Below are 21980 nucleotides of genomic sequence, written 5' to 3' on the forward strand. Positions count from 1 at the left end.
GTTGAAGCTACCTGTAGTGCCAGATTGTATTCCTACGGTTTATCGGCCTATCGGGAACCGGTTAGGAAGAGCAGTAGTATCAGTGCTTGGATGGAAGGTGAGAGGAGAAATACCCCACTACCCTAAAGCTATTTATGCTGTTGCACCACATACCTCGAACTGGGATTTTGTCGTGGGTGTTGCGATCATGCTGACATTGAACCTAAAGCTTAAATTTATGGGTAAAGATGCCATATTTATTTGGCCCTTTAGAAAGTTGTTATTAAAGCTCGGCGGTATTCCAATCGATCGCAAAAAAAAACACGGTGTGGTGCAACAAATGGTTGAACAATTTGAGCGCCATGAACAGTTGATACTTGCGCTAGCGCCAGAGGGAACTCGCAGTAAAACAAAAGAATGGAAAACAGGTTTCTTATCTATTGCTCACTTAGCTAATATTCCTGTGGTAACCGTAACGCTGCATTACGACGTCAAGGAGCTTAGGTTTGGACAACCACACTTTATTGATGACAATATTTCCCAAGAATTAGTTCGTGTGAAAGCGGCTTTTTCTTCAGCTTGTGCAAAAAATCCGCAAGCAGTGTAAATATCTGAACTAGTGCTTGCATCCACTACTTTGATTAGCGATAATTCGCGCCGTTATTAAACGAATAAAAAATTTTGTTCGTTTAATAGTACTATGGTGACCCTTTCGGTCCCTCCGCAATGATACTCTGTGAACTCGGCCAGGTCCGGAAGGAAGCAACCGCAGCAGACGACTCATGTGCCGGAGTGTGGCTGTGAGGGTTACCACCTAATCCAAAATATTCAAATTTTACTTGTATTCACTCTCCAAATTTTTGACTAATCTACTCGTTTTTATGTTTAATATTAATCTGTTGTAATATTGATCTGAGCTTATTACACTCACTTATATCTATAAAAAAAACATGGCTTGTGCTGTATGAATGCAAAAGCAATGGACACTGCATTTAAATATTTTGAATTACTACCAGGTAAAATTGTCGATATTCAAATCAATCATCCAGTGCCTATTCGATTTAAAACCTCTTTAGTTGGCTATGAAATAGGGAAGTATATTCTCTTAAATCATCCCGAGCCTAATAGGATGAAAAGCTTCAGTGATGTCTTAGTTGAAGGCAATATGCTGATAGTTCGCTATTTAATGGAAGGTGCACATGGGCAGTGTTTTGCGTTTCGTGCTGCGGTAAAGCAAGTAACGTTAACACCAGGTAAACTAATAGTACTTGAGTATCCTAAAAACATAGAAAATCGTGAGCTACGCATGCAAAAACGTATCAATATTCATTTACCCGCTAGGATCATGACATTTAGTGATAAAGCAGAAAGTAATGGAAAAGCCATTTCGGGCGTAATTGGTGATATTTCATCTAAAGGTTGTGGTTTTGCCTTCAAAAGCAATAATGACAAGATCAAAGTGAATCAACGAGATATTGGTGTTGCGATTAAGTTACCTGAACTTGAGGAGTTTTATATTAAGGCGAGGGTATGTAACAGTCGTTATCTAGATGGAAAAGTTAATGTAGGTATTCAGTTTATTGATGACGATAAACAAGTGCACCGAATTCTCGAACACTTATTTATCGAGCAAGATATATAATGGTTTAAGCTGAAGGGTGGGTTTTCATAAAGTCTAGTGCTTTGACCACGGCGACCTTTACTTTGCTTTCCATTTCAAATCGTTCAGACGCAGGAAGGTAAAATGCCATGTCAACTTCATGTCGAATATATCGCGTTGGCAATTGGTTTAATACGATACAGGTTAAATCGGCGATAAAGTCAATATCATAATTTTCTTCTACTTTTAATTCTTCAAAATGATCTAGTACTAATTTTTCATAGTAATTATGTATATCATCAGAAATTTTCATTTAAACCCTCTAAAATAATTTTAGGAAATCTGTTTAAGCCTAACCCGACCGATAAAAAAAAGCTAACCTTACCTCGTAAATAAAGTGTATAAACTAGTTGGGGAAAGCAGTTAATTAATTAAAATGAAAAAAAATATAGAACCTTGTTATTACGGCGATTATTTAAAGCTTGCCAGTTTTCTTGATGCCCAAAAGCCTGTGAGTGGTCAATACGGTGCAGAAGCACACGACGAAACTTTATTCATCATTGTTCACCAAGCCTATGAGCTTTGGTTTAAACAAATATTGCATGAACTTTCATCTGTGATGAAAGTGTTTTCGCAAGATGAAGTTAAAGATCAGCACTTAACTACTGTTGTACATAGATTGAAACGCGTCATAAAAATACAAGCCTTACTCAATCAACAAATTGACGTGATGGAAACCATGACACCGCAAGATTTTTTATCTTTTAGAAATTTCCTTGTACCGGCATCGGGCTTTCAGAGTATTCAATTTAAAGTGTTGGAAATTAGCCTGGGCTTAAAATCTAAATTTAGAATTGATTTTGATAAAGCATCTTTTTATAACCGGTTGACAGATGAGCATCGTGAATTTCTTGAAAACCTCGAGCAAGAGGAAAGTTTATTTGAACGTGTTGAATCGTGGTTAGAGCGTATGCCATTTTTAGAATTTGGCGAGTTTAAGTTTTGGCAGCTTTATAAAGACGCGACAGACAGCATGTTAGATCAGGAGCGATCTATCATTGAACAAAATGATATGCTCAACGATGAAGAGAAAGTACAGCAGCTTAAAGAGCATACCAATACCAGAGCCAACTTTGATGCGTTACTTGATGCAGATAAATTTGAACAAGTGAGGGAGGCAGGGCGCTTTAGGTTGTCTCATCGCGCGACATTATCAGCACTTTTTATCAATATGTATCGTGATGAACCGGTTTTTAACTTGCCATTTCAGCTCATTACTTGTCTTACCGAAGTGGATGAAATGCTAACACTGTGGCGATATAAACATATGATGATGGTACAGCGGATGTTAGGCAGCAAAATTGGTACTGGTGGTTCATCGGGCCATGATTATTTAAGGCGGACGACTGAAAGTAACCGTATCTTCCAGGATTTTTTTAATTTAGCGACTTTTTTACTACCCAAAGGTGCGTTACCTGAACTACCCAAAGAGGTTGAGCGAGCACTCGGGTACCATTTTTCTAATTAAGGTTAGCGGTTAGGTTTAGAGCCTCGCTTTTCGGCGAGCTCTATATCCCGTTCGATAATTGATATAGCTTGACGGCATCGTCCTAGTCGTTGATGTAACGCCAGTATTTCAAGTTTCAATTTCTCATTGTTTGCACTATGGTTTGATGTCTTACTACGTAGCATTTCGCGTTCTGCAATCATTAGCGCTAAGCGCCTTTCAAACTCATTATGCTCTGAGAGTTTTGAATACAGCTCATGTGTTGGCTGCATGATTAATTTAGCCGTTTTCTTATACTTATTTTTAATGAACTGTCTTGGTTTAAAGGCATTGTCAATGTTGCGATGAATAGAATCATTGGCTGAAAGGGCAGTAGTGATCGCTGCAATTTGTCGCTCGAGGCTTGGCAGTAAATTATCGACCACGGTAAAGTTTTCATAGCTAATATGCTTTTGTAGTTCTTTTACTTTCCGTTCTATTTCTTTGACATATAAATGGTATTTATCTGATTGCGTCGAAAACAAATTACTCGAAAATAGGGCTTTATCTTCAATTCTACGATGTGATTTTAATTGACTATTTTCTTGGTCTATTTGTAATGCTTGCTTTGCTAGCTCTGTAATAATGCTGTGCAAGCGAGCAATTGCTTTTTGGTGTTTATTTAAAACCATGCGTTATATGCCAAGTTGAGAGAGAGTATTAGTACAATACCAATAAAAATAGGGCGGATAAATTTGCTACCGTACTTAATGGCCGAATGTGCGCCTACCCAAGCTCCGATCATAATAAATAGGCCCATTGACAAGCCGACCAATAAATTGATATGTCCCAAATATGCAAATAAAGCGAGTGAGAATATGTTGCTGACAAAATTACATGAGCGAGCAATGCCACAGCTCATCAATATATTTAGTCGGTAAAGTGCGGCGTTGGACGTGGTCCAAAAAGCACCTGTACCGGGACCGGCTACACCATCGTAAAAACCTAATGTTAATCCTTGAGCTACCTGCTTAGTCATTAGTTGTGGTGTTTTCTCGGGTAAAGTGTGCGTATGACATGGAATGCTCTTGGTGAAAAAAGCATAAGCTGCTGTTGCTAATATAATGATAGGTAGTACTTTTTCGAGTAGCTCAACACTGATTAAACTAACGGCAAGTGTACCCATAATTGCGCCGACTGCGGTGGCTAATAGGGAGTACTTCCAAAAGAGGGGATTGAACAGCTTTTTCTTATAATAGGTATATGACGCAGTAAAAGATCCAAATGTAGCGGCTAACTTATTGGTACCCAATGCGACATGAGGAGGCAAGCCTGACGCGAGTAGCGTGGGCACGGTAAGCATACCACCACCCCCAGCAACTGCATCTATGAAACCAGCTACAAAACCAACACCACAAATAATCGCCCACATTGTAATGTCTAAAACAGGTTCCATTCATTAGCCTCAAAATTAATCTGAAAAGATTGTACCACAACGGCTTAAAAAGCTAATTGATATTTTAGTCTTAGTTAGAACTCAAAGCATTAGTATTAAGAGCTATTAGACAGATTCAAATCCCTTTGTCACTGCTTGAAAGTTCGTTGAAAGTTTACATGCCCAGATTCAGTCTTGTCGATTTTATAAACTAGGTACCGTTATTTTGCATCGAAAAAAAGTTTCCAATATTGAAATTTTTCTAATTCCTAAAAATTAACGATATGTAAATCATTAGTTACATATAACTTTTATTACTTAATTAGGTGAAAGTTGCTTGTGAACGAAATACAAACACATTGTAATGCTTTTTTGTATTAAGTTAAGTTGTTGTTATTGCGCTGTTTTATTGCTTGTTGGTTTGGTTTGTATATTCGTGAGCCTCTTTTTTTGTTCGGGTGTTACAACTTTGTGTTCGGTGAGTAGGGTAAAAAGATGTTGCAGTAACATGTAAATTGTTATTACTTTTTGTGAGTTATGTAACAAGAATTGTTATAAATGGTGTTGACGATGTAAACGAATTGAGTTTACTATCCTATGCGACAGATCAGGTCATTGACCGATAAATAAAACAAAACAAGGCAAAATAATAGCCTTGATATTAAAAAACTAAATCACGAAAGTGATCCAGGGAGTATACAATGTATCAAAATAATAAGCTCACTCGAGCTGTTAGGCTTGCTATTGCTGCTGGTGCTGCTTCAACTGCTTTTGCTATGCCTAGTGCTATGGCCTTTGCTGATGATGCTGCTGCAGAAGAAAGCGTTGAACGAATCCAAGTTACTGGTTCTCGTATCAAGCGCCAAGAATTAACTGCTGTAACGCCAATCATCGAAGTTGACGCACAAGAATTCGCTATCTCAGGTAACTTAAACGTTGAGCAAAAGCTTGCTGAATTACCTTCTACTCTTCCTTCATTTGGTCCTAGCTCTAACAACCCAGGTGATGGTACAGCGACAGTTAACTTACGTGGTTTAGGTACTTCTCGTACGTTAGTAATGGTTAATGGCCGTCGTTGGGTTCCTTCTCGCCAAGATGGCGTAGTTGATTTGAACACAATCCCAGCTTCTTTAATTGAAAACGTTGAAATCATCACTGGTGGTGCTTCTGCTGTATACGGTTCTGATGCAATCGGTGGTGTTGTTAACTTCAACATGAAAGATGATTTCGAAGGTGTTGAATTCTCAACTCTTTACGATATTACAGATGAAGGCGACGCAGAGAAGTTCAACTTCGATATGACTATGGGTGGCAACTTTGCTGATGACCGTGGTAACGCAGTTGTTTACTTAGGTTACTCTAAGCGTGAAGCATTATTCCAAGGCGACCGTTCGTTCTCTAACGTTGCTTTAACAGAAAGCGGTGACGAGTTAGTTGCTGGTGGTTCATCAGGTGTTCCTGGTACACGTATCTGGGGTGGTCCAACTCTAGCTGACGGTACTGTTGTAGGTACATTTGGTCCAAACGGCGAAGGTTTACCGTGGGTAGAACCTGATTCACGTTTTAACTACGCACCAGATAACTTCTTACAATTACCACAAGAACGATACTCAGCAAGTGCTTTCTCTCACTTCTACATTACTGATGAACACAGAATTTATTCTGAAGTTTCATTCATTCGTAACTATGTACCACAAGAATTAGCACCTACTCCTGCTTTCACTACAGTAGAACTTAACCCGAACAGCGTGTTCTTCTCTCAAGAAGTTCAAGATGCATGGGGCTTACCAAGTGGCGAAACTGTTTCTGCATTCGTTGGTCGTCGTATGGTAGAGAATGGTTCACGTCAATCTATTGATACTCGTGATGCATTCCGTATCTTAGTAGGTATTGACGGTTACATTAATGACGATTGGTCATACGATGTATTCTATAGCCGCTCAATGCTTGACCAAACTAACTTATTAAACAATGACGTTGCAGCTTCTCGTTTCCGTCAAGCAGTTTTAGTAACTGACGATGGTACAGCGTGTCAAGATCCTTCAGGTGGTTGTGTACCAATGAACATCTTTGGTGCTGGTAACATTTCTCAAGAAGCAGTTGATTTCGTAAACGTTGGTGCATCTAACGTAACTTCAGTTATCCAAGAAGTATTCATGGCTAACGTTGCAGGTACATTACCTTTCACTATGCCAGGCGCTCAAGAGCCAGTTGGTATCGTATTTGGTTATGAAAAACGTCAAGATGAATCTTCATTCCGTCCAGACGAGTTCTTAGCTGGTGGTGACGTATTAGGTTTCAACGCTGGTGAAGCAACAATTGGTGACTATGCTTCTGATGAATTCTTCACAGAAATCTCAATCCCAGTACTTGCTGGTAAAACAATGGCTGAAGACTTAAGTCTTTGGGGTGCTGCTCGTTTCGCAGATTACTCTAACATTGGTAACGTAGAATCTTTCGCTGGTGCTGTTAACTGGGCACCAACTGAGTGGATTTCAACTCGTATTGGTTACCAACAAGCTGTACGTGCTCCTAACGTTGCTGAGCTTTTCCAAGGTTCTGCTAACGGCTTCCCAGGTGCAACGGATCCATGTTCTGCTGGTGGTTTCCAACCTGGCGTAACTGATGTTGCACTTTGTGAAGCTACTGGTGTAGCTCCTGGTCAAGTTGGTGTGTTCACACAAGCTAACTCACAAATCGAAGGTTCATTCGGTGGTAATGCTAACCTTGCTGAAGAGTCTTCAGATACATTAACTGTTGGTTTAGTTATTCAACCAATGGAAGGCCTAGACGTTACAATCGATTACTTCTCAATTGAAATTGAAGATGCAATCGCTTCTTACGGTGTAAACAACACATTAGACGTTTGTTACAACATCCAAAAAGACATCAACGATGTAACGTGTCAAAACATTACTCGTCGTGCAGACGGTAACGTTTCTTTAGTTAAATCATTAAACGAAAACATTGGTTTAATTGAAACTGCTGGTGTTGACTTTAACGTAACTTACAATACTGAGTTTGACTTTGGCTTTAACGGTAATGGTTCAAGCTTAAACGTTCAGTTCCGTTCAACGTTCTTAGACAAGTTTGATACAACTCCAATTGCTGAGTTACCAGACAATGTTAACGAATGTGCCGGTTACTTTGGTAACACATGTGGTACGCCACGTCCTGAGTTCCAATCTAACACTCGTGTTAACTGGACAACTGGTGACTTAACGCTTTCTACATTAATCCGTTACATCGGTGAAACTGAAGATGACCAATTAATGGTTGATGAAGATCTATCTCACAGCGACTTAGTTGTTCCTGAGTTAGATTCTAAAATCTACGTTGACTTAAGTGCTAGCTACGTATTCAGTGATTCACTGAAAATGAACGCTGGTATCAAAAACGTATTCGATGAAGAGCCACAAGCATTAGGTGATTCACAGCAACAAGCTAACACGTTCCCTGAGTTATATGACGTTATGGGTCCACGTTACTTCGTAAGTGCTACTTACACATTCAACTAAGCTAAAGCTTTAGTTTGAACAAAATGGTCAACTTCGGTTGGCCATTTTTTTTGGCTACAGTTAAGTAACTTTGAGCTGATTGTTGTTTTTATTTATGGGCTAATTTATTACAATAAATTAAAAGAAGTATCGGCTAGCGTAATGAATTTACAAAGAAAGCAGCAATTGGCAATACAGCTCCAACAATTGTCAAAGTTGTTACAGCAAAAAAGCTACCAACAAGTTATTACTGGTGCGAACAAACTCATTCATGAATTTCCAAAGCAAAGTGATTTATACCACCTCTTAGCATTAGCTTACAAAGGGCAAAGCCAGTTTGATGCGGCAATTAAAAGTTTCGAACAAAGCCTTTCCATAAATCCAAACCAAAGCGCAGTACATAATAATTTTGCCAATTGTTTATTAGGGCTTAAACAATTTGATGAAGCACTTAATTCATATAATAATGCATTAAAATTACAGCCTAACTTTTTTGATGCCTTGAAAAATAGTGCTTTGGCCTATTTTGAAAAAAACATGTTTAAAGAGGCTGAAGGGCGATTGCGAAAAGCACTTGCTCTTAAAAAGAACGATCCATCAGTATTAACGCAGCTTGGAAATATTTATAAAGCTCAAGAGTCATTTGAACATGCGATTAAATATTATCAACAAGCCCTTAATATCGACCCCAATTATATTAATGCATTACATAATATGGGCTTGGCGTACAAATTATCAGAGCAGTTAAATGAAGCTTTGGTGTGCTTTAACAAGGCGCGTGCAATCAACCCAAACATTCCCGAAGTAGAGTTTAACACCGCAAACACTCTTTTCGAACAAGGGCGTTATCAGCAAGCTGAGCAGTTTTATTGGAGCGCACTCAATAAAAATCCAAAGGCAATAGATGTTCATTCCACGCTTAATGAATTTTATTGGCAGACGGGCAAGAAAGACAGTTTTGGTCATAGTTTTAGATTAGCGCTTGAGCATCTACCCACGGATATGGACATTCACTATGCCTACATCGACTCACTGATCAATGCGAATAAAGCTGAGTTGGCACAAGTGGCGTTGACTTCAGCACTGTCTATTGAAAAAACACCAAAACTTTTGAAAACAAAAGGTATCTTGCTCGCGCAAGAAAAAAATAATAGTGCCGCCATAGAAGCGTTTGAACAGTCTCTTAACATGTCCTTTAAAGTAGATGTTGCTCTTGATTTAATCGGTATTCTAATCGTCGAATATGAATATGAAAGAGCGCAAGAGTTAGTGGCGAAGGTTGAGAAAATTGCGCCCTATAACCAGTTACTTATTGCCTACAAAAGTTTGTGTTGGCGGTTAGTTGGGGACGATAGATACCAATGGTTAATTGATTACCAGAGATTTGTTAGAGGTTATCAAATACCAACGCCGAAGGGATATCAAAGCCTGCCAGCGTTTTTAAAAGACTTAGAGCACGTGTTGTTGTCAATGCATAACACCAAGCATGAGCCTTTAAAACAAACGTTGAAACATGGCACTCAAACGCCTGGAAGATTATTGTACAAGCCACATCCTGTTATTAGCGCATTAAAACAAAGTTTGTCAGAAGTGGTTAATGAACATATCTCAAATTTACCTGACGATAACAACCATCCACTCTTGTCTCGTAAGGCTAATGCATTTGAATTTTCTGGTTCATGGTCGGTAAAACTAAAGCCTCAAGGCTTTCATGTGAACCATGTTCACCCTGCAGGTTGGTTAAGTTCATCTTTTTACGTCAATATGCCTGATTTCACAAAAGTACAGCAAACACATCCACAAGCCGGAGCAATTAAATTTGGTGAGAGTTCACTCTTTTTAGGTGATCGTGAAAAAATTGAACGTATTATAGAACCTAAAGCAGGTACACTGGCTTTATTTCCATCTTATGTTTGGCATGGAACTATTGCTTTTAATGGGCTCGAAAATGACTATCGTTTGACATCTCCTTTTGATGTTGTTCCAGTGTAAGGTGAGTGTATGAATGAGAATCAAGCATGGTCTTGCTATTGGCAAGATAGTCATTTAGATAGTTGTATTGCTAGATCACAACAGCAAGATCAACAGTTGTTGATGAATTTGTGGCAGCAATTTGTAAAAAATTCGAGCCCTAATGAGCATTTATTGGATCTGGCAACGGGTAATGGCAGTGTTATTCACGCTATTCATAATGAAAGACAAGACTTAAATTTAGTCGGAGTCGACTATGCGGCTATATCTCCTTCAACTAGTGCAAGTGAAGAAGAAATTGGTAGTGTCCGCTTTATGGGCAACACTGATATTAGTGCTCTGCCTTTTAAGAGTAACTCTTTTGATTATGTCACCAGTCAATTTGGCTTTGAATATGCTGACGTTAAAACTGCATCTAAAGAGCTTAGCCGGGTGTTAAAAAAAGGGGGCAGGTGTCAACTAGTCATACATCATCCCAACAGTGAAATCCTAACTTCATCCTCAAAGCGTAACGACGAGCTTAATTGGCTCCTTGAGCCTGAAGGGTTGCTTGTTCATTTAACGGCTTACATTGACAACAATTTGTCAGCCGATCAATTGGATAAATGTGGTCAAGCCTATATGGATAAATACGTTGGTCAATTGACTAAAGATGTCACCGGTCAAATTTATCAAGTTATTGGACAGATAATCTCCCTTAAAGAGCATCAAGGGAATAATGAACTCGCCAGGCTCACTGTTGAAAACTTAATGAATCGCATAAAGGCTGAACTTTCTCGCTTAAATCAGTTAAAAGCGGCAGCAATGAGTGCAGAAAACATAGAAGAATTAATCAAGCTGATTGGCTTAGTTCCAGAAAGCGCTAAAATGAAAGTGCTAAATCCGTTTAATGCGCCAGAGTTGATATTTGGTTGGCTTATCAATGGTAGAAAGTAATAGGTGGTTAAGTGTTAGATAAAATAGAGTTGCTTTTTGAAGCGAAGCAAAACAAAGCTGCACTGACACTGCTAAGGCAATATGTACAAGCTAATCAAAACGATGCAAGTCAAAGTTACCGTTTAGCCGTTGTTGAAGAAGAAATTGGTGAAAAGTCATTGGCTGATTTAGCTTATCAACATTGTTTAAAAACGATAGAGCACAATGTATTAGTATATTTGTATGCAGGTTGCTTTTATTTGAAGCAGGGACAGTTTGAACAAGGTGTTTCGATTTTATCGCTTGGCGTTGATCTAGATGCAAGATTGACCCAATTTCAATTTGATGAGCAAACATCATATGAAACACGTGTTAGATCTTATAATGCAGATTTGGCTTTAAGGCACCATTTTAGTTTGTTACATCAAAATAAACTGAATGAATTTATAGATATTGAGCACGTAAAGAATAGTGTTTGGCCTCAAACGCATAATGCACAATTTAAATACAAGCACGAAAAACAGCTTCCCCATTTGTTTTATTTACCTGAGCTAACAGCGACAGCAATCTGGAAAAGTGAACAATTTAGCTGGGCTGCACAGGTCAAGGAACAGTTTGAGTCAATAAAGCTAGAATACTTATCGCTAAATACACGAGTTCAAGAGCAATACCTGCCATACCTAGACGAAAGTTATACTCAGAAAGAGTTTGAAGCACTTGCTGGAAAACAAAATTGGACTGCATTGCATATTTACAAGGATGGCAAGATAAATCACGATATTGAAGCTTATTTTCCTAAGACGCTAGCGATATTAGCACGGTTGCCACTGTATGGTTTAGGACAACACCCATTTGAAGTGTTTTTTTCTGTGTTAAAGGCTGGCCAACATATTACGCCGCATTATGGTTTATCAAATCATAGTTTAACAGTACACCTGCCAATTATTATACCTGGCGATGGTTACTTGAGTGTATCGGGTGAACAACATCATTGGCAACAAGGTGAGCCGGTCGTCTTTGACGATTCCTTTGAACACGAAGCGATAAATTTAAGTGATAAAGATCGCGTTGTTTTAATTTTCTCCATTTGGCACCCTGAGTTGAATGACAATGAAAAACTGGCAATCCAACAAAGTTTTAACGCCAGAAATCAGTGGTTATTAAAGCGGACTAGTTATCTACCTGCCAAGTAGTAGTGCTCATAATACCTTCTAAATTCAGCAAACTGTTCTTGATAATGCTCTGAGTAACCTATTTTACTGGTATTTATCGGCTTTCTTACTTGTATTTCACTGAATGTAAAGCTTGGTACACTTTGCTTATAAAAATCTAAGTAACTGTCGTCCCAAGTTTGCTCACAAAACTCGAATAAGGCTTTTCCTTGTTCTAAGGGCTTTTGAACAAAGTCTTGATAATTGAGATCAATGACTTGATTAGGAAACTGCGCTTTCCAAGAGTCCATCAGTTTATTCGCTTGAACAATCGCGTGTGCTATATGCTCAAGCTGGCAAGCATAATTGTGATATTCATGAAATTGGTGTGAATATATAGATAATGCCAAGTCTTGCGGATCTCTGCGCATTTGAATAATGCGCGCGTTAGGGATTGTCGCTAGTATTGCGCCAACATACCTAAAGTTATGAGGCATTTTATCGACTAATACCTGTGATTCTATGCCAACATAATCACGGTATGCATGGTGGTGGGTTGCTCGATGTTCAGATAAAAAATCAGCAAGCTGGTCTGGATTTCGATTTGTCTTTAAAAGCGAATTTTCAAAGCAAGTTGCTATGCCGTTACTTTCATTACAAGATTTGTTGTGCTTTGGTTGACTAAGTAAACGGTTGATTAAGGTAGTACCCGAACGAGGCATACCAACAATAAAGATATGCTCAACTTTTCTTGATTTACTCATCGCTTGATAGGGGATCGAGCTTAAATGTTGATATTGTTGCTCAACTTCTTGTTTATCATACTGATTGCCGTTGTCGCAAAAACGTTGATATTGAAGTGACTTTGCTTTGGTGAATTGATCAAAAGCGAGCGCATAATTAGCGGTTTTTTCTAACGCTTTCGCATAGGTGAATAGGTTTTGCTGCAACTCAAAAGAACTTGATGAAGTGTCTTGGGTTAAGGTGGCTAATCTATTAACACAAGTTTCATTGTCTTGCTTGTCGCCAAACTCTTGTATTGCCTGCCAGGCAAAGTCTGAACTAGGCTTTAGGGCAATCGCTGCTTTTGCAGCAAGCAATGCGCCATTTCGATCGTTTTCAAATCGGCATATTTTGCACTCTGTTTCATATCTACCTAGGCTTTTATCTCCCATTGCAATAGCTGACGATATTTTCGCTCTAGCTTGAATACTGTCATGTGCGATTAGATACAAGTCTGCAAATTTGACAAAGTTACCGCTCGTGGGCTCAAGTCGAACGACCTGTTCAAATGCTTCAATAGCTGTCTCGTATTTCATTCCCTTGGAAGCTGCTATGGATAGGTTTTTGTAGAGCAGGCAATTTTGAGGTTGCTCTTTAGCCAATGACTGCCACAGCTCCATTGCTTTAAGCCATTGCTCGGTCTGCATAAAACAGGTGGCTAATAGATGGGTAGTTTTAGTCGAATTATCATTTAGTTTTTCTAATAATGTAATGCAACGGTCAAAACTGTTCATTTGGTATGAAACAAAGGCATATGCCATCGCTATCTCGCGGTTTAGCAATGCATGCTTTTTCATTTCATCAACAACTAATAGTGCAGCTTGAATGTTACCACTTTCTTTTAAACACAGTATATAGTTGTAGCCAATATCAGCGGCATTAGGCTCTTGCTTAAGCGCCTGTTTAAATAGTGGGATGGCCAAGGCAAACTGCTTTGTTTGTAGATATATTGTCGCTAGGCCATATAGCGCGTCGGTGTGGCTTGAATGAGAAATGATCGTTTCATAAAGCTCACGCGCACGGTCAATGTTTCCACTTCTTTGTGCTTGCTCTGCTGCCTGCAATGCTTGGTCAAAATTCATATGCTACTTGATTCTTACTAAAGGATATATGCACAGGTAGTGCTTCTCTTTGATTAGTCGAGAATGATACTATAACTGTATTGATTAATTAATGATTATCTCTGGAAGTGCATTGACTTCATATAAACATAAGCTAATGCTGGCGCGTCAAGAACCGCCGAAAAATTTAGTAGATCAATTCAAAAGTAACGGCTATATCAAAGTCCCTAATGCGTTATCTAATGAAACTGCAGAATTAATCACTCAGCATATAACAAAACAAAAACAGTGGAATTTAGTTTTTGATCATAATGGTCAACATCAAGATCTAAATAACTTAGAAGTTGAACAGTGGAACTCGAAACAAAAACAAGATTTGCAATCAATAATTTATCAGCAAGCGGCTCAAGGTTTTCAGTACCACTACGAAACAATCCCTTTATACGATATTTATCACGATAATTTGCTGCCGGATCACTTTTTCAACCATATCATGGAGTTTTTGAATCAGGATGCTACATTGTCATATTTTCGACAGTTGCTCAGTGCGCCCCATATCAGTTTTGCGGATGGACAAATCACACGATTTAGACAAGGGCATTTTTTAAACCGACACAACGATGATGTAGATAGCAAAAATCGTATAGCAGCTTTTGTGATTAATCTAACAAAGGAATGGCGAGTTGACTGGGGTGGTGCGTTACATTTATTAGATAGCAATCAAAACATAACAAAGAGTTTTGCTCCATCTTTTAACGAAATAAACATATTTAAAATACCAGTTGATCATTATGTCGGCTATGTCAGTCCATTTGCGGCCCAAGATCGAATTTCTATTACCGGTTGGCTGCGCTCTGGTAAAAACCCAAAAAACAAGAGGTAAGAATGCTCCAATTGAATCATGAACGTGACGACACATTAGCGCTGCAGCAGCAGTTTAGTGAACAAGGCATAGTTCGAATAGAGAACTTTTTAGTTGAACATGATGCGATGAAATTAGCTGATTATGTTGAAAATAGTGTTAACTTTAAAAACGCGTATTTTGTTAACAATGAGAATAAAGAAGCCTCTGATGAGGAAATCAGCCAACTGACTCCACAGCAAAGACGAGAGTTATACCTAAGTATTTATCAAAATGCGGCGCAAGGGGTGGGTTTTTTATACGGACGTCATCGACCTTCACCTGAAAGTGACACGTTACTTGGTAATTTTCTAGCGTTAGTAAATGATGATTCAACGACAGCTTTAATTAAAAGTATTACTGGGAATAGTTCATTAACTCATGCCGACGGTCAAGTGACTCGCTATCGTGTTGGAGACTTTCTAACGCGTCACATTGATAATATACCTGGTGAAACAAGAAAATTCGCTTACGTTCTGGGACTTAATAATACATGGCACCCTGATTGGGGAGGCTTATTACAGCTTTATTCATTACAAGGAGAACCGCAAAAATCCTACGCTCCATTATTCAATACATTAACGCTTTTTGATGTTGATAAAGTGCATTCGGTAAGTTCGATTGCGGCGTTTGCTCCCAAGAGTAGATACTCTATTACTGGATGGTTCAGGGCATAAATGTTAAGAAAATGTAATTAAACGATATTAAATTTGACTTAATACGAAAGAATTAGTAAAACTTATATTAGCAAATATTTTTGATCATTAAGAAGGATCGGCTAGCGTACTTTATATTTAGTTGTCACTAAAATGGCTTCACAAAGTTTAATAAATTGTGTTCATTTTGAACAAAACGAAAATAGTTTATTAAATTTGTAGTTTTTTAATACAGTTTTTTATATTGCAGGTTGACACATTCTTTGTCGTCTGGGAGTATTGGCTAGTTGTATTCTAAATTAATAAATCCTTTTAAATGGCAAAAGTTAAATTTGCGGTAACAGTAAATTTAGATTTTTTGTTATCTTAATTAAATAGCAATTGGTTGGGAACTATGTCCAAAATAAGTAAAAAAAGCCTAGTCGCTTCGACGATAGCAGGCGTATTGGCATTAGCATGTAGTAATATTGCTGCAGCTGACGCTCTAACAGATCTACAAAAAGCAGAAGCTAAGATTTTCAAAGCTTCAGCTAAGTCTCAAAGTAAAGTTGATAGCATTTACGAGCAAACTCAAGATTTATTAGCAGAGTACCGCACTACTGTTGATGAAACTGATGTATTACGAGGCTACAACGATCACGTACAACGCATGGTTGATGACCAAAACGCAAACATTGCTTCATTACAACGTCAAATCGACGGTATTGATAAAATTAAGCAAGGTGTTGTACCACTAATGTACAAAATGATTGATACGTTAGAAAAATTCGTTGAATTAGACGTGCCAATGAACCTTGAGAATCGTAAAGAGCGTATCGCTGGTTTACGTGACGTAATGGCTGATTCAAATGTTACAACGTCTGAGCAATTCCGTTTAGTATTAGAAGCGTACGAAATCGAAGCTGGTTACGGTACGATTTTTGACGCTTATCAAGGTGAATTAGACCTTGGTGACCGTGTAATTACTGCTGACTTCGTTCATATGGGACGTATTTCATTAGTTGCACAATCATTAGACTACAAACAAGCTTGGGTTTGGAATAATGATTCTCGTTCATGGGATGAGTTAGGTGACGAATACCTTAAATCTATTACAGATACTATTCGCATGGCACGTAAGCAGTTGCCAATGGACTTAACTAAATTACCAGTATTTGCAGCGGGAGCAAAATAATGAAGAAAGTTATTAATTTTGTATTGCTTGCTGCATCACTTTCAGCAGGTTTCGCAACTACAGCAAGTGCGAATGAACTAGACAAGCTTTTGGAACAAGTAAAAGCAGATCGTATTTCTGAAGCTAAATTAGATAAAAAGCGTGAAGCAGAGTTCTTAGCTGCACGTGCTGACAAACAAGCGCTTTTGAACAAAGCGAAAAAAGACTTAGCAGATCAAAACGCTCGTAACGACCGTTTAACTAAAGAATACGCTGCTAATGAAATTACCTTAGCGCAAAAAGAAGTTGAACTTGACAACGCTCAAGGTACTTTAGGTGAAATGTTCGGTGTTAGCCGTGCAGCAGCTGCAAGTGCGTACGGTTCAATCTCAACGTCAATTGTAAGTGCTCAATACCCAGGTCGTGGTGAATCATTAAACCGCATTGCTAACTCTAAAGAAATTCCAGCATTGGAAGATTTAGAAGAATTATGGTTTAGCCTTCAAACAGAAATGACTGAGTCAGGTAAAGTTGCTCAATTCTCTACTGAAGTAACTAACCTAGATGGTTCAAAGTCTACTGAAAATGTTACACGTATCGGTACATTTAACATCGTATCTGACAATGGTTTCTTAAACTACAATGATGAAGTAGGTCAAGTTCAACCTCTTGCTAAGCAACCAGCTGGTTACATCTCAGGCACAGCGGCTGACTTCTTTAGCGTAAGCTCTGGTTTTGCACCGGTTTATGTTGACCCTTCACGTGGTGCTATTTTAGCGTTAGAAACACGTAAGAAAACACTAGAAGAGTTCTACCATCAAGGTGGTACTGTTGGTTACGCAATCACAGTATTACTTATCCTAGGTTTCTTAATTGCATTAGAACGTTTCATTGTTCTAGGTGCGGTGACTTCAAAAATGAAGACACAACAAAAGAACTTAGCACAGCCTAACGAAAACAACCCGCTTGGTCGCTTATTAAAAGTTTACCAAGAGAACAAAGGTGTTGATGCTGAAACGTTAGAACTTAAATTAGATGAAGCTATTTTACGTGAAACTCCTTCAGTTGACCGTGGTATTAACTTAATCAAAATGTTCGCAGCTATTGCTCCGTTAATGGGTCTATTAGGTACTGTTATCGGTATGATCTTAACCTTCCAAACAATTACATTGTTCGGTACAGGTGACCCTAAAATTATGGCGGGTAACATCTCATTAGCACTAGTAACAACTGCGTTGGGTCTAATCGCTGCACTTCCTCTAATTCTTATTCACAGCGTAGTTGCAGGTAAGAGTAAAGCTGTACTTCATAAATTAGACGAGCAAAGTGCTGGTTTGATTGCTGCAATCGCAGAGAAGGAGTCTAAATAATGTTATTCCTGATAGAGCTTGTAGAATCTGTCAGGAGTTTTATTGCAACTGGCGGTAATGTTTTATACTTCGTCGCCGTTGCTCTCTTATTGATGTGGATACTCATGATAGAGAGATATTGGTTCTTAGCATCTAATTATCCAACAATGCGTGATGATATTATCAAGCGTTGGGATGCTAGAGCAGATACTACCTCTTGGTATGCACATCGTATCAGAGATACATGGATCTCCGAAGCGACAGAATTACTTGAGCGAAATATGCTTACTATTAAAACCTTGGTGGCAATGTGTCCACTGATTGGGTTACTAGGTACAGTTACCGGTATGATTTCAGTATTCGAAACCATGGCTCAACAAGGTACAGGTAATCCGCGTCTAATGGCAGCTGGTATATCGATGGCAACAATACCTACAATGGCAGGTATGGTTGCAGCATTATCAGGTGTGTTTTTTAGCACACGCTTAGACGCTAAAGTTAAACTAGCAAAGGCTAAACTGGTTGACAGTTTACCTCATCACTAGAGAGATATTAGAATGGCACGTAAACGTTTTCGTGAAGAGGAAGAAGCAGCAATTGATATGACGCCGATGCTTGACATCGTATTCATCATGTTGATCTTCTTCATTGTAACTACCTCATTCGTAAAAGAAGCAGGTATTGAAGTAAATAAACCAAAAGCAGCTAACCAATCTAAGCAAAAATCTGCAAATATTTTTGTTGCCGTAAAAGATACCGGTGAGATTTGGTTAGACAAGCGTCGCGTCGATGTTGAACGCGTTGCGGCTAACATTGAAAAACTATTAGCAGAGCAACCAACTGACGTTGTTATCATTCAAGCTGACAAAGACGCAAAACATGGCGTAGTTGTTAAAGTAATGGATGCTATCAAGGAAGCAGGGATTGACCGAATTTCTATCGCTGCTGCAAAGGGGTAGTTTATGGGTCGCTTTTTAGCATCAATACTACTAGGCGCAGCGGTTACTTTCGGATTGTTTGCTTTCATGGCATTTCTTGTTTCTGGTACAGATAGAAACGATGAAGAAAAGCTTGAAAATATCATAGTCGAAGTTAACACAACTCCGCCTAAGTCGGCAGCTGAAGCACGTCGCCGTGTTCCGCCACCGCCGCCGCCGCCGCCTAAGACTCCGCCTAAGCCACAAGCGCCGGAACCTGAGACGAATAACAACCAAGGTGGTATTAGCTTTAATATGCCTGGTATACAACTTTCAGGCGCATCAACGGGGTTATCAGCTCCAGGAGCGGGCTTTGGACGTGATGGTGAGGCAACTCCTATCGTACGTATCGAGCCTAAATATCCGATACAAGCTGCTCGTGACGGTAAAGAAGGTTGGGTTCGTTTATCATTTACGATCAATGAAATTGGTGGTGTTGAAGACGTACAAGTTATTGAAGCCGAGCCAAAACGTATTTTCGATAAAGAAGCAAAACGCGCTTTACGTAAATGGAAATACAAACCAAAAGTTGTTGACGGCAAGCCGCAAAAGCAACCTGGTTTAACGGTTCAACTTGACTTTAAAATGGACGGAGGTAAGTAAGAATGTATAAAAAACTAGTCACAGCATTAGTTATTGCATCTACAGTTGCTGCGGCACAGCTTCCTTTATCTTTTGATGTTTCTGCGGCAGAAGCTGCTAAAAAAGAAAAGAAAAAGCGTCCAACTCAACTTGTAGGGCCTTCTGTTGGTAAGAAAGTACAAAAAGCATTTGAGCTTTATAGTACGGATGATATCGACGGTGCTTTGGTGTTACTTTTGGATATCGAGGCTAAAAAAGTCTACGATAAAGCTTACGTAGATCGCTTTATTGCGGTTATGTACGCTACTAAAGGTAATGAAGAAGCAAAAGCAATTAAGTACCTTAAATTGGCTGTTGCACCTGACATCTTAAATGAAGGTGATCATGGCGAGTCAATTAAGTTACTTGCTGACCTTCAAATGCAAACCAAAGCTTATAAAGAGGCGCTTGTTAATTACAAAGCGTGGATGGACTTTACTGGTAAAGAAGATGCTGATACTTATGTAAAGATTGCAAATGCTTACTATTCTATCCGTCGCCTTGATAAAATTATCGAGCCAGCTGATAAAGCTATAGCGCTTTTTGGTGATAAACATAACCAAAATCCATATATCCTTAAAATTACCTCATATTATGAACGTAAGATGTATAAGGATGCTGTTGATGTTTTAGAGACGGTTGTTCAAATCTTCCCTAAAAATAAACAGTGGTGGACGCAACTGGGTATGTTTTACTTACTAATTGAAGATTATAACAAGGCCGTTCAAACACTTGATCTTGCGTACAAGCAAGGCTTTTTAGAAAAAGAGTCTGAGATCAAAACGTTAGCTAACTTATATTCTCAAAGTGGTGCACCGTTCAAAGCAGCTAAATTGCTTGAAAAGCATATAGGAACTGGTTTAGTTAAACGTGATGAGACCAATATCGGTTCACTAGCTAATGCGTACCATTCAGCTCAAAATATTGGTATTGCAGCTAAGTATTATGGTGAGTTGGCTAAGTTGACGAACGAAGCTCAGCATTACCGTAAGCAAGGCATGTTATTAAAGCAAGACGAGCAGTTCAAATCTGCGATCGTTGTTTTAAACCAAGCAATCGATAAAGGTGCTAAGAATAAAGGCCGATTGTACATGAGCTTGGCAGAATCTCATTTCTACCTAGGTCAGTATAAAAAAGCATATGCTGAAATTAAGAAAGCAATGAAAGATCCTAAAACGCGTAAATCTGCGAAGGGTTGGGTATCATTCATTGAAGATACTGCACGTCGTAAAAACGTTGCAATCTAATCTTTAACTTTGTTCTAAAAAACCAGCATTTATGCTGGTTTTTTTTTGTCTAAGGTTAGGTGAGCTTTAGAAGGGCATCATCGCGTAGATATTTGATGTTTGATGGACTCAGTTAGCTGTTGTTTATCTGAGATGCGCTTTATCTCTTCAAAAAAATCTCCGGCCTCATGGTATTGAATTTTTAAGTACTTCAACCACTGTTTGATTCTACTGGGCACATAATAACGATGATGTTCATCAGGTATTATGTTGATGTATTGAATGAGTAATTCACAAACCTGTGGCCAAGTCATAGGTTGATCGTTATATTTAATGACATTTGCCAAATTTGGTAATGCTAACGCACCTCTTCCCAACATAAGATGCTTCGTCTTAGCATCGAGCATACAATTTTCCGCATCTTCTTTACTCCAAATCTCCCCATTGGCTATTGTTTTTATATTATTGATCTCATTAACATCTCCAATTGTTCGCCAATAGGCAGGAGGCTTATAACCATGCCTTTTAGTTCTTGCGTGCACAGTGAGTTGAGCAGGATTTGCTTGATTTATTGCAGCTATGATTTCCCTAAATAAATTGACTTCGTTAAAACCCAATCTGATCTTAACGGATACGTCTTGTTCTAAAGCCGTCACAGCCTCTTTCACAGCGATAATGATGCGATAGATACTATCAGGTGAATTAAGCAGTATTGCGCCTCCCATGCTCTTGTTGACAGTTGGAGCTGGGCAACCAAAATTGAGATCTATGCCCCTGGACCCTAATGAGCACGCTAAGTGAGCATTTTCAGCCATCCATTGTGGATGCTGACCAAGTAGCTGAACTCTTACAGGTGTACCATTGTCGGTGCAGCTTTCTTGCTTTAGCTCCGGGCATGTCTTATAAAAAAGATGTTTAGGGAGCTTATAATCAACTACGCGGACAAATTCTGTTATGCATAAATCAAAGTCATTGATTTGTGTTAATAGGCGTCGCATGGTGCCGTCAACGACTCCTTCCATCGGTGCAAGAAATATGTCACTTACTTTGTTGTTCATACTACATCCTGATCAAAATTTTCAGTATTTTAGTGAAATGTTGTATTTAGAAACAGCTATAAAAATAAATTAAAAGCATGAAATTTTATCTCTGACTTGATGGTCTCAATAAAAACACTTATAAATGTATAAGTTAGTTACTTTTTTTAGAGGGAAATAGA

Annotated in this window: 20 protein-coding genes and 1 other RNA gene; 16 read left to right on the top strand and 5 right to left on the bottom strand. The window is 38.7% G+C overall.

Annotated features, from left to right (window positions below):
* Position 1: 1 nt before the first annotated feature.
* From QUE03_RS05790 to QUE03_RS05800, 3 genes are all read left to right on the top strand, one after another.
* Positions 2-586: a 1-acyl-sn-glycerol-3-phosphate acyltransferase gene (locus QUE03_RS05790; protein ID WP_286266062.1), complete on the top strand. Its 585-nt coding sequence runs from the start codon at positions 2-4 to the stop codon at positions 584-586.
* Between the two features lie 103 nt (positions 587-689).
* Positions 690-786, top strand: an RNA gene (ffs, locus tag QUE03_RS05795) — signal recognition particle sRNA small type.
* Between the two features lie 157 nt (positions 787-943).
* Entirely contained in the window at positions 944-1621 is a 678-nt protein-coding gene (locus QUE03_RS05800) for a flagellar brake protein (RefSeq protein WP_286266064.1), read from the top strand.
* Positions 1622-1625: 4 nt separating this feature from the next.
* On the opposite strand, the gene QUE03_RS05805 is transcribed toward QUE03_RS05800, so the two are convergent.
* Entirely contained in the window at positions 1626-1892 is a 267-nt protein-coding gene (locus QUE03_RS05805) for a late competence development ComFB family protein (protein ID WP_286266067.1), read from the bottom strand.
* A gap of 123 nt (positions 1893-2015) precedes the next feature.
* Between QUE03_RS05805 and QUE03_RS05810 the strand changes: the two genes are divergently transcribed.
* On the top strand, positions 2016-3107 hold the full coding sequence (locus QUE03_RS05810) for a tryptophan 2,3-dioxygenase family protein (protein WP_286266068.1): 1092 nt from the start codon (positions 2016-2018) through the stop codon (positions 3105-3107).
* A 2-nt stretch (positions 3108-3109) separates the two neighbouring features.
* On the opposite strand, the gene QUE03_RS05815 is transcribed toward QUE03_RS05810, so the two are convergent.
* Together QUE03_RS05815 and QUE03_RS05820 are read right to left on the bottom strand one after the other, a co-directional pair.
* Positions 3110-3757: a primosomal replication protein gene (locus QUE03_RS05815; RefSeq protein ID WP_286266069.1), complete on the bottom strand. Its 648-nt coding sequence runs from the start codon at positions 3755-3757 to the stop codon at positions 3110-3112.
* A complete protein-coding gene (locus tag QUE03_RS05820; protein WP_286266070.1) occupies positions 3748-4521 on the bottom strand; it encodes a sulfite exporter TauE/SafE family protein in 774 nt (257 codons plus the stop codon). The genes QUE03_RS05815 and QUE03_RS05820 overlap by 10 nt, the downstream gene beginning before the upstream one ends.
* A gap of 680 nt (positions 4522-5201) precedes the next feature.
* Here QUE03_RS05820 and QUE03_RS05825 point away from each other — a divergent pair.
* The 4 genes from QUE03_RS05825 (at position 5202) to QUE03_RS05840 (ending at position 12076) form a co-directional block, all read left to right on the top strand.
* Complete coding sequence (locus QUE03_RS05825; protein WP_286266074.1) at positions 5202-8018, top strand: TonB-dependent receptor domain-containing protein; 2817 nt, start codon at positions 5202-5204, stop codon at positions 8016-8018.
* Between the two features lie 141 nt (positions 8019-8159).
* Positions 8160-9989 carry a 2OG-Fe(II) oxygenase family protein gene (locus QUE03_RS05830; RefSeq protein ID WP_286266076.1) on the top strand — a complete coding sequence of 610 codons (1830 nt, stop codon included), beginning with the start codon at positions 8160-8162 and terminating at the stop codon, positions 9987-9989.
* 9 nt (positions 9990-9998) lie between these two features.
* Positions 9999-10904: a class I SAM-dependent methyltransferase gene (locus QUE03_RS05835; protein WP_286266078.1), complete on the top strand. Its 906-nt coding sequence runs from the start codon at positions 9999-10001 to the stop codon at positions 10902-10904.
* A gap of 11 nt (positions 10905-10915) precedes the next feature.
* On the top strand, positions 10916-12076 hold the full coding sequence (locus QUE03_RS05840; protein ID WP_286266080.1) for an aspartyl/asparaginyl beta-hydroxylase domain-containing protein: 1161 nt from the start codon (positions 10916-10918) through the stop codon (positions 12074-12076).
* Here the strand turns inward: QUE03_RS05840 and QUE03_RS05845 are convergent.
* Positions 12058-13899, bottom strand: a complete 1842-nt coding sequence (locus QUE03_RS05845) for a tetratricopeptide repeat-containing sulfotransferase family protein (RefSeq protein ID WP_286266082.1) — start codon at positions 13897-13899, stop codon at positions 12058-12060. The genes QUE03_RS05840 and QUE03_RS05845 overlap by 19 nt on opposite strands.
* Before the next feature lie 112 nt (positions 13900-14011).
* On the opposite strand from QUE03_RS05845, the gene QUE03_RS05850 reads away from it, so the two are divergent.
* The 8 genes from QUE03_RS05850 to QUE03_RS05885 all read left to right on the top strand — a co-directional run bounded on the left by QUE03_RS05850 (position 14012) and on the right by QUE03_RS05885 (position 20782).
* Positions 14012-14761 (top strand): 2OG-Fe(II) oxygenase, encoded by a 750-nt coding sequence (locus QUE03_RS05850; RefSeq protein ID WP_286266084.1) that lies wholly within the window; start codon positions 14012-14014, stop codon positions 14759-14761.
* Between the two features lie 2 nt (positions 14762-14763).
* Positions 14764-15456, top strand: coding sequence for a 2OG-Fe(II) oxygenase (locus QUE03_RS05855; protein WP_286266086.1), 693 nt, complete (start codon positions 14764-14766; stop codon positions 15454-15456).
* Between the two features lie 373 nt (positions 15457-15829).
* Positions 15830-16609 carry a DUF3450 domain-containing protein gene (locus tag QUE03_RS05860; protein WP_286266088.1) on the top strand — a complete coding sequence of 260 codons (780 nt, stop codon included), beginning with the start codon at positions 15830-15832 and terminating at the stop codon, positions 16607-16609.
* Entirely contained in the window at positions 16609-17958 is a 1350-nt protein-coding gene (locus QUE03_RS05865) for a MotA/TolQ/ExbB proton channel family protein (protein ID WP_286266090.1), read from the top strand. The genes QUE03_RS05860 and QUE03_RS05865 overlap by 1 nt, the downstream gene beginning before the upstream one ends.
* Positions 17958-18482 (top strand): MotA/TolQ/ExbB proton channel family protein, encoded by a 525-nt coding sequence (locus QUE03_RS05870; RefSeq protein WP_286266092.1) that lies wholly within the window; start codon positions 17958-17960, stop codon positions 18480-18482. The genes QUE03_RS05865 and QUE03_RS05870 overlap by 1 nt, the downstream gene beginning before the upstream one ends.
* 12 nt (positions 18483-18494) lie before the next feature.
* The gene (locus QUE03_RS05875; protein ID WP_286266094.1) at positions 18495-18896 is read left to right on the top strand and encodes an ExbD/TolR family protein; all 402 of its coding nucleotides are present in this window, start codon (positions 18495-18497) and stop codon (positions 18894-18896) included.
* A gap of 3 nt (positions 18897-18899) precedes the next feature.
* A complete protein-coding gene (locus tag QUE03_RS05880) occupies positions 18900-19517 on the top strand; it encodes an energy transducer TonB (RefSeq protein ID WP_286266096.1) in 618 nt (205 codons plus the stop codon).
* Between the two features lie 2 nt (positions 19518-19519).
* Entirely contained in the window at positions 19520-20782 is a 1263-nt protein-coding gene (locus tag QUE03_RS05885; RefSeq protein ID WP_286266098.1) for a tetratricopeptide repeat protein, read from the top strand.
* Between the two features lie 77 nt (positions 20783-20859).
* On the opposite strand, the gene QUE03_RS05890 is transcribed toward QUE03_RS05885, so the two are convergent.
* On the bottom strand, positions 20860-21819 hold the full coding sequence (locus QUE03_RS05890) for a tRNA-dihydrouridine synthase (protein ID WP_286266100.1): 960 nt from the start codon (positions 21817-21819) through the stop codon (positions 20860-20862).
* Between the last annotated feature and the right edge of the window lie 161 nt (positions 21820-21980).

Origin of the sequence: Thalassotalea atypica, from assembly GCF_030295975.1 — a bacterium.
Taxonomy (GTDB): Bacteria; Pseudomonadota; Gammaproteobacteria; order Enterobacterales; family Alteromonadaceae; genus Thalassotalea_F; species Thalassotalea_F atypica.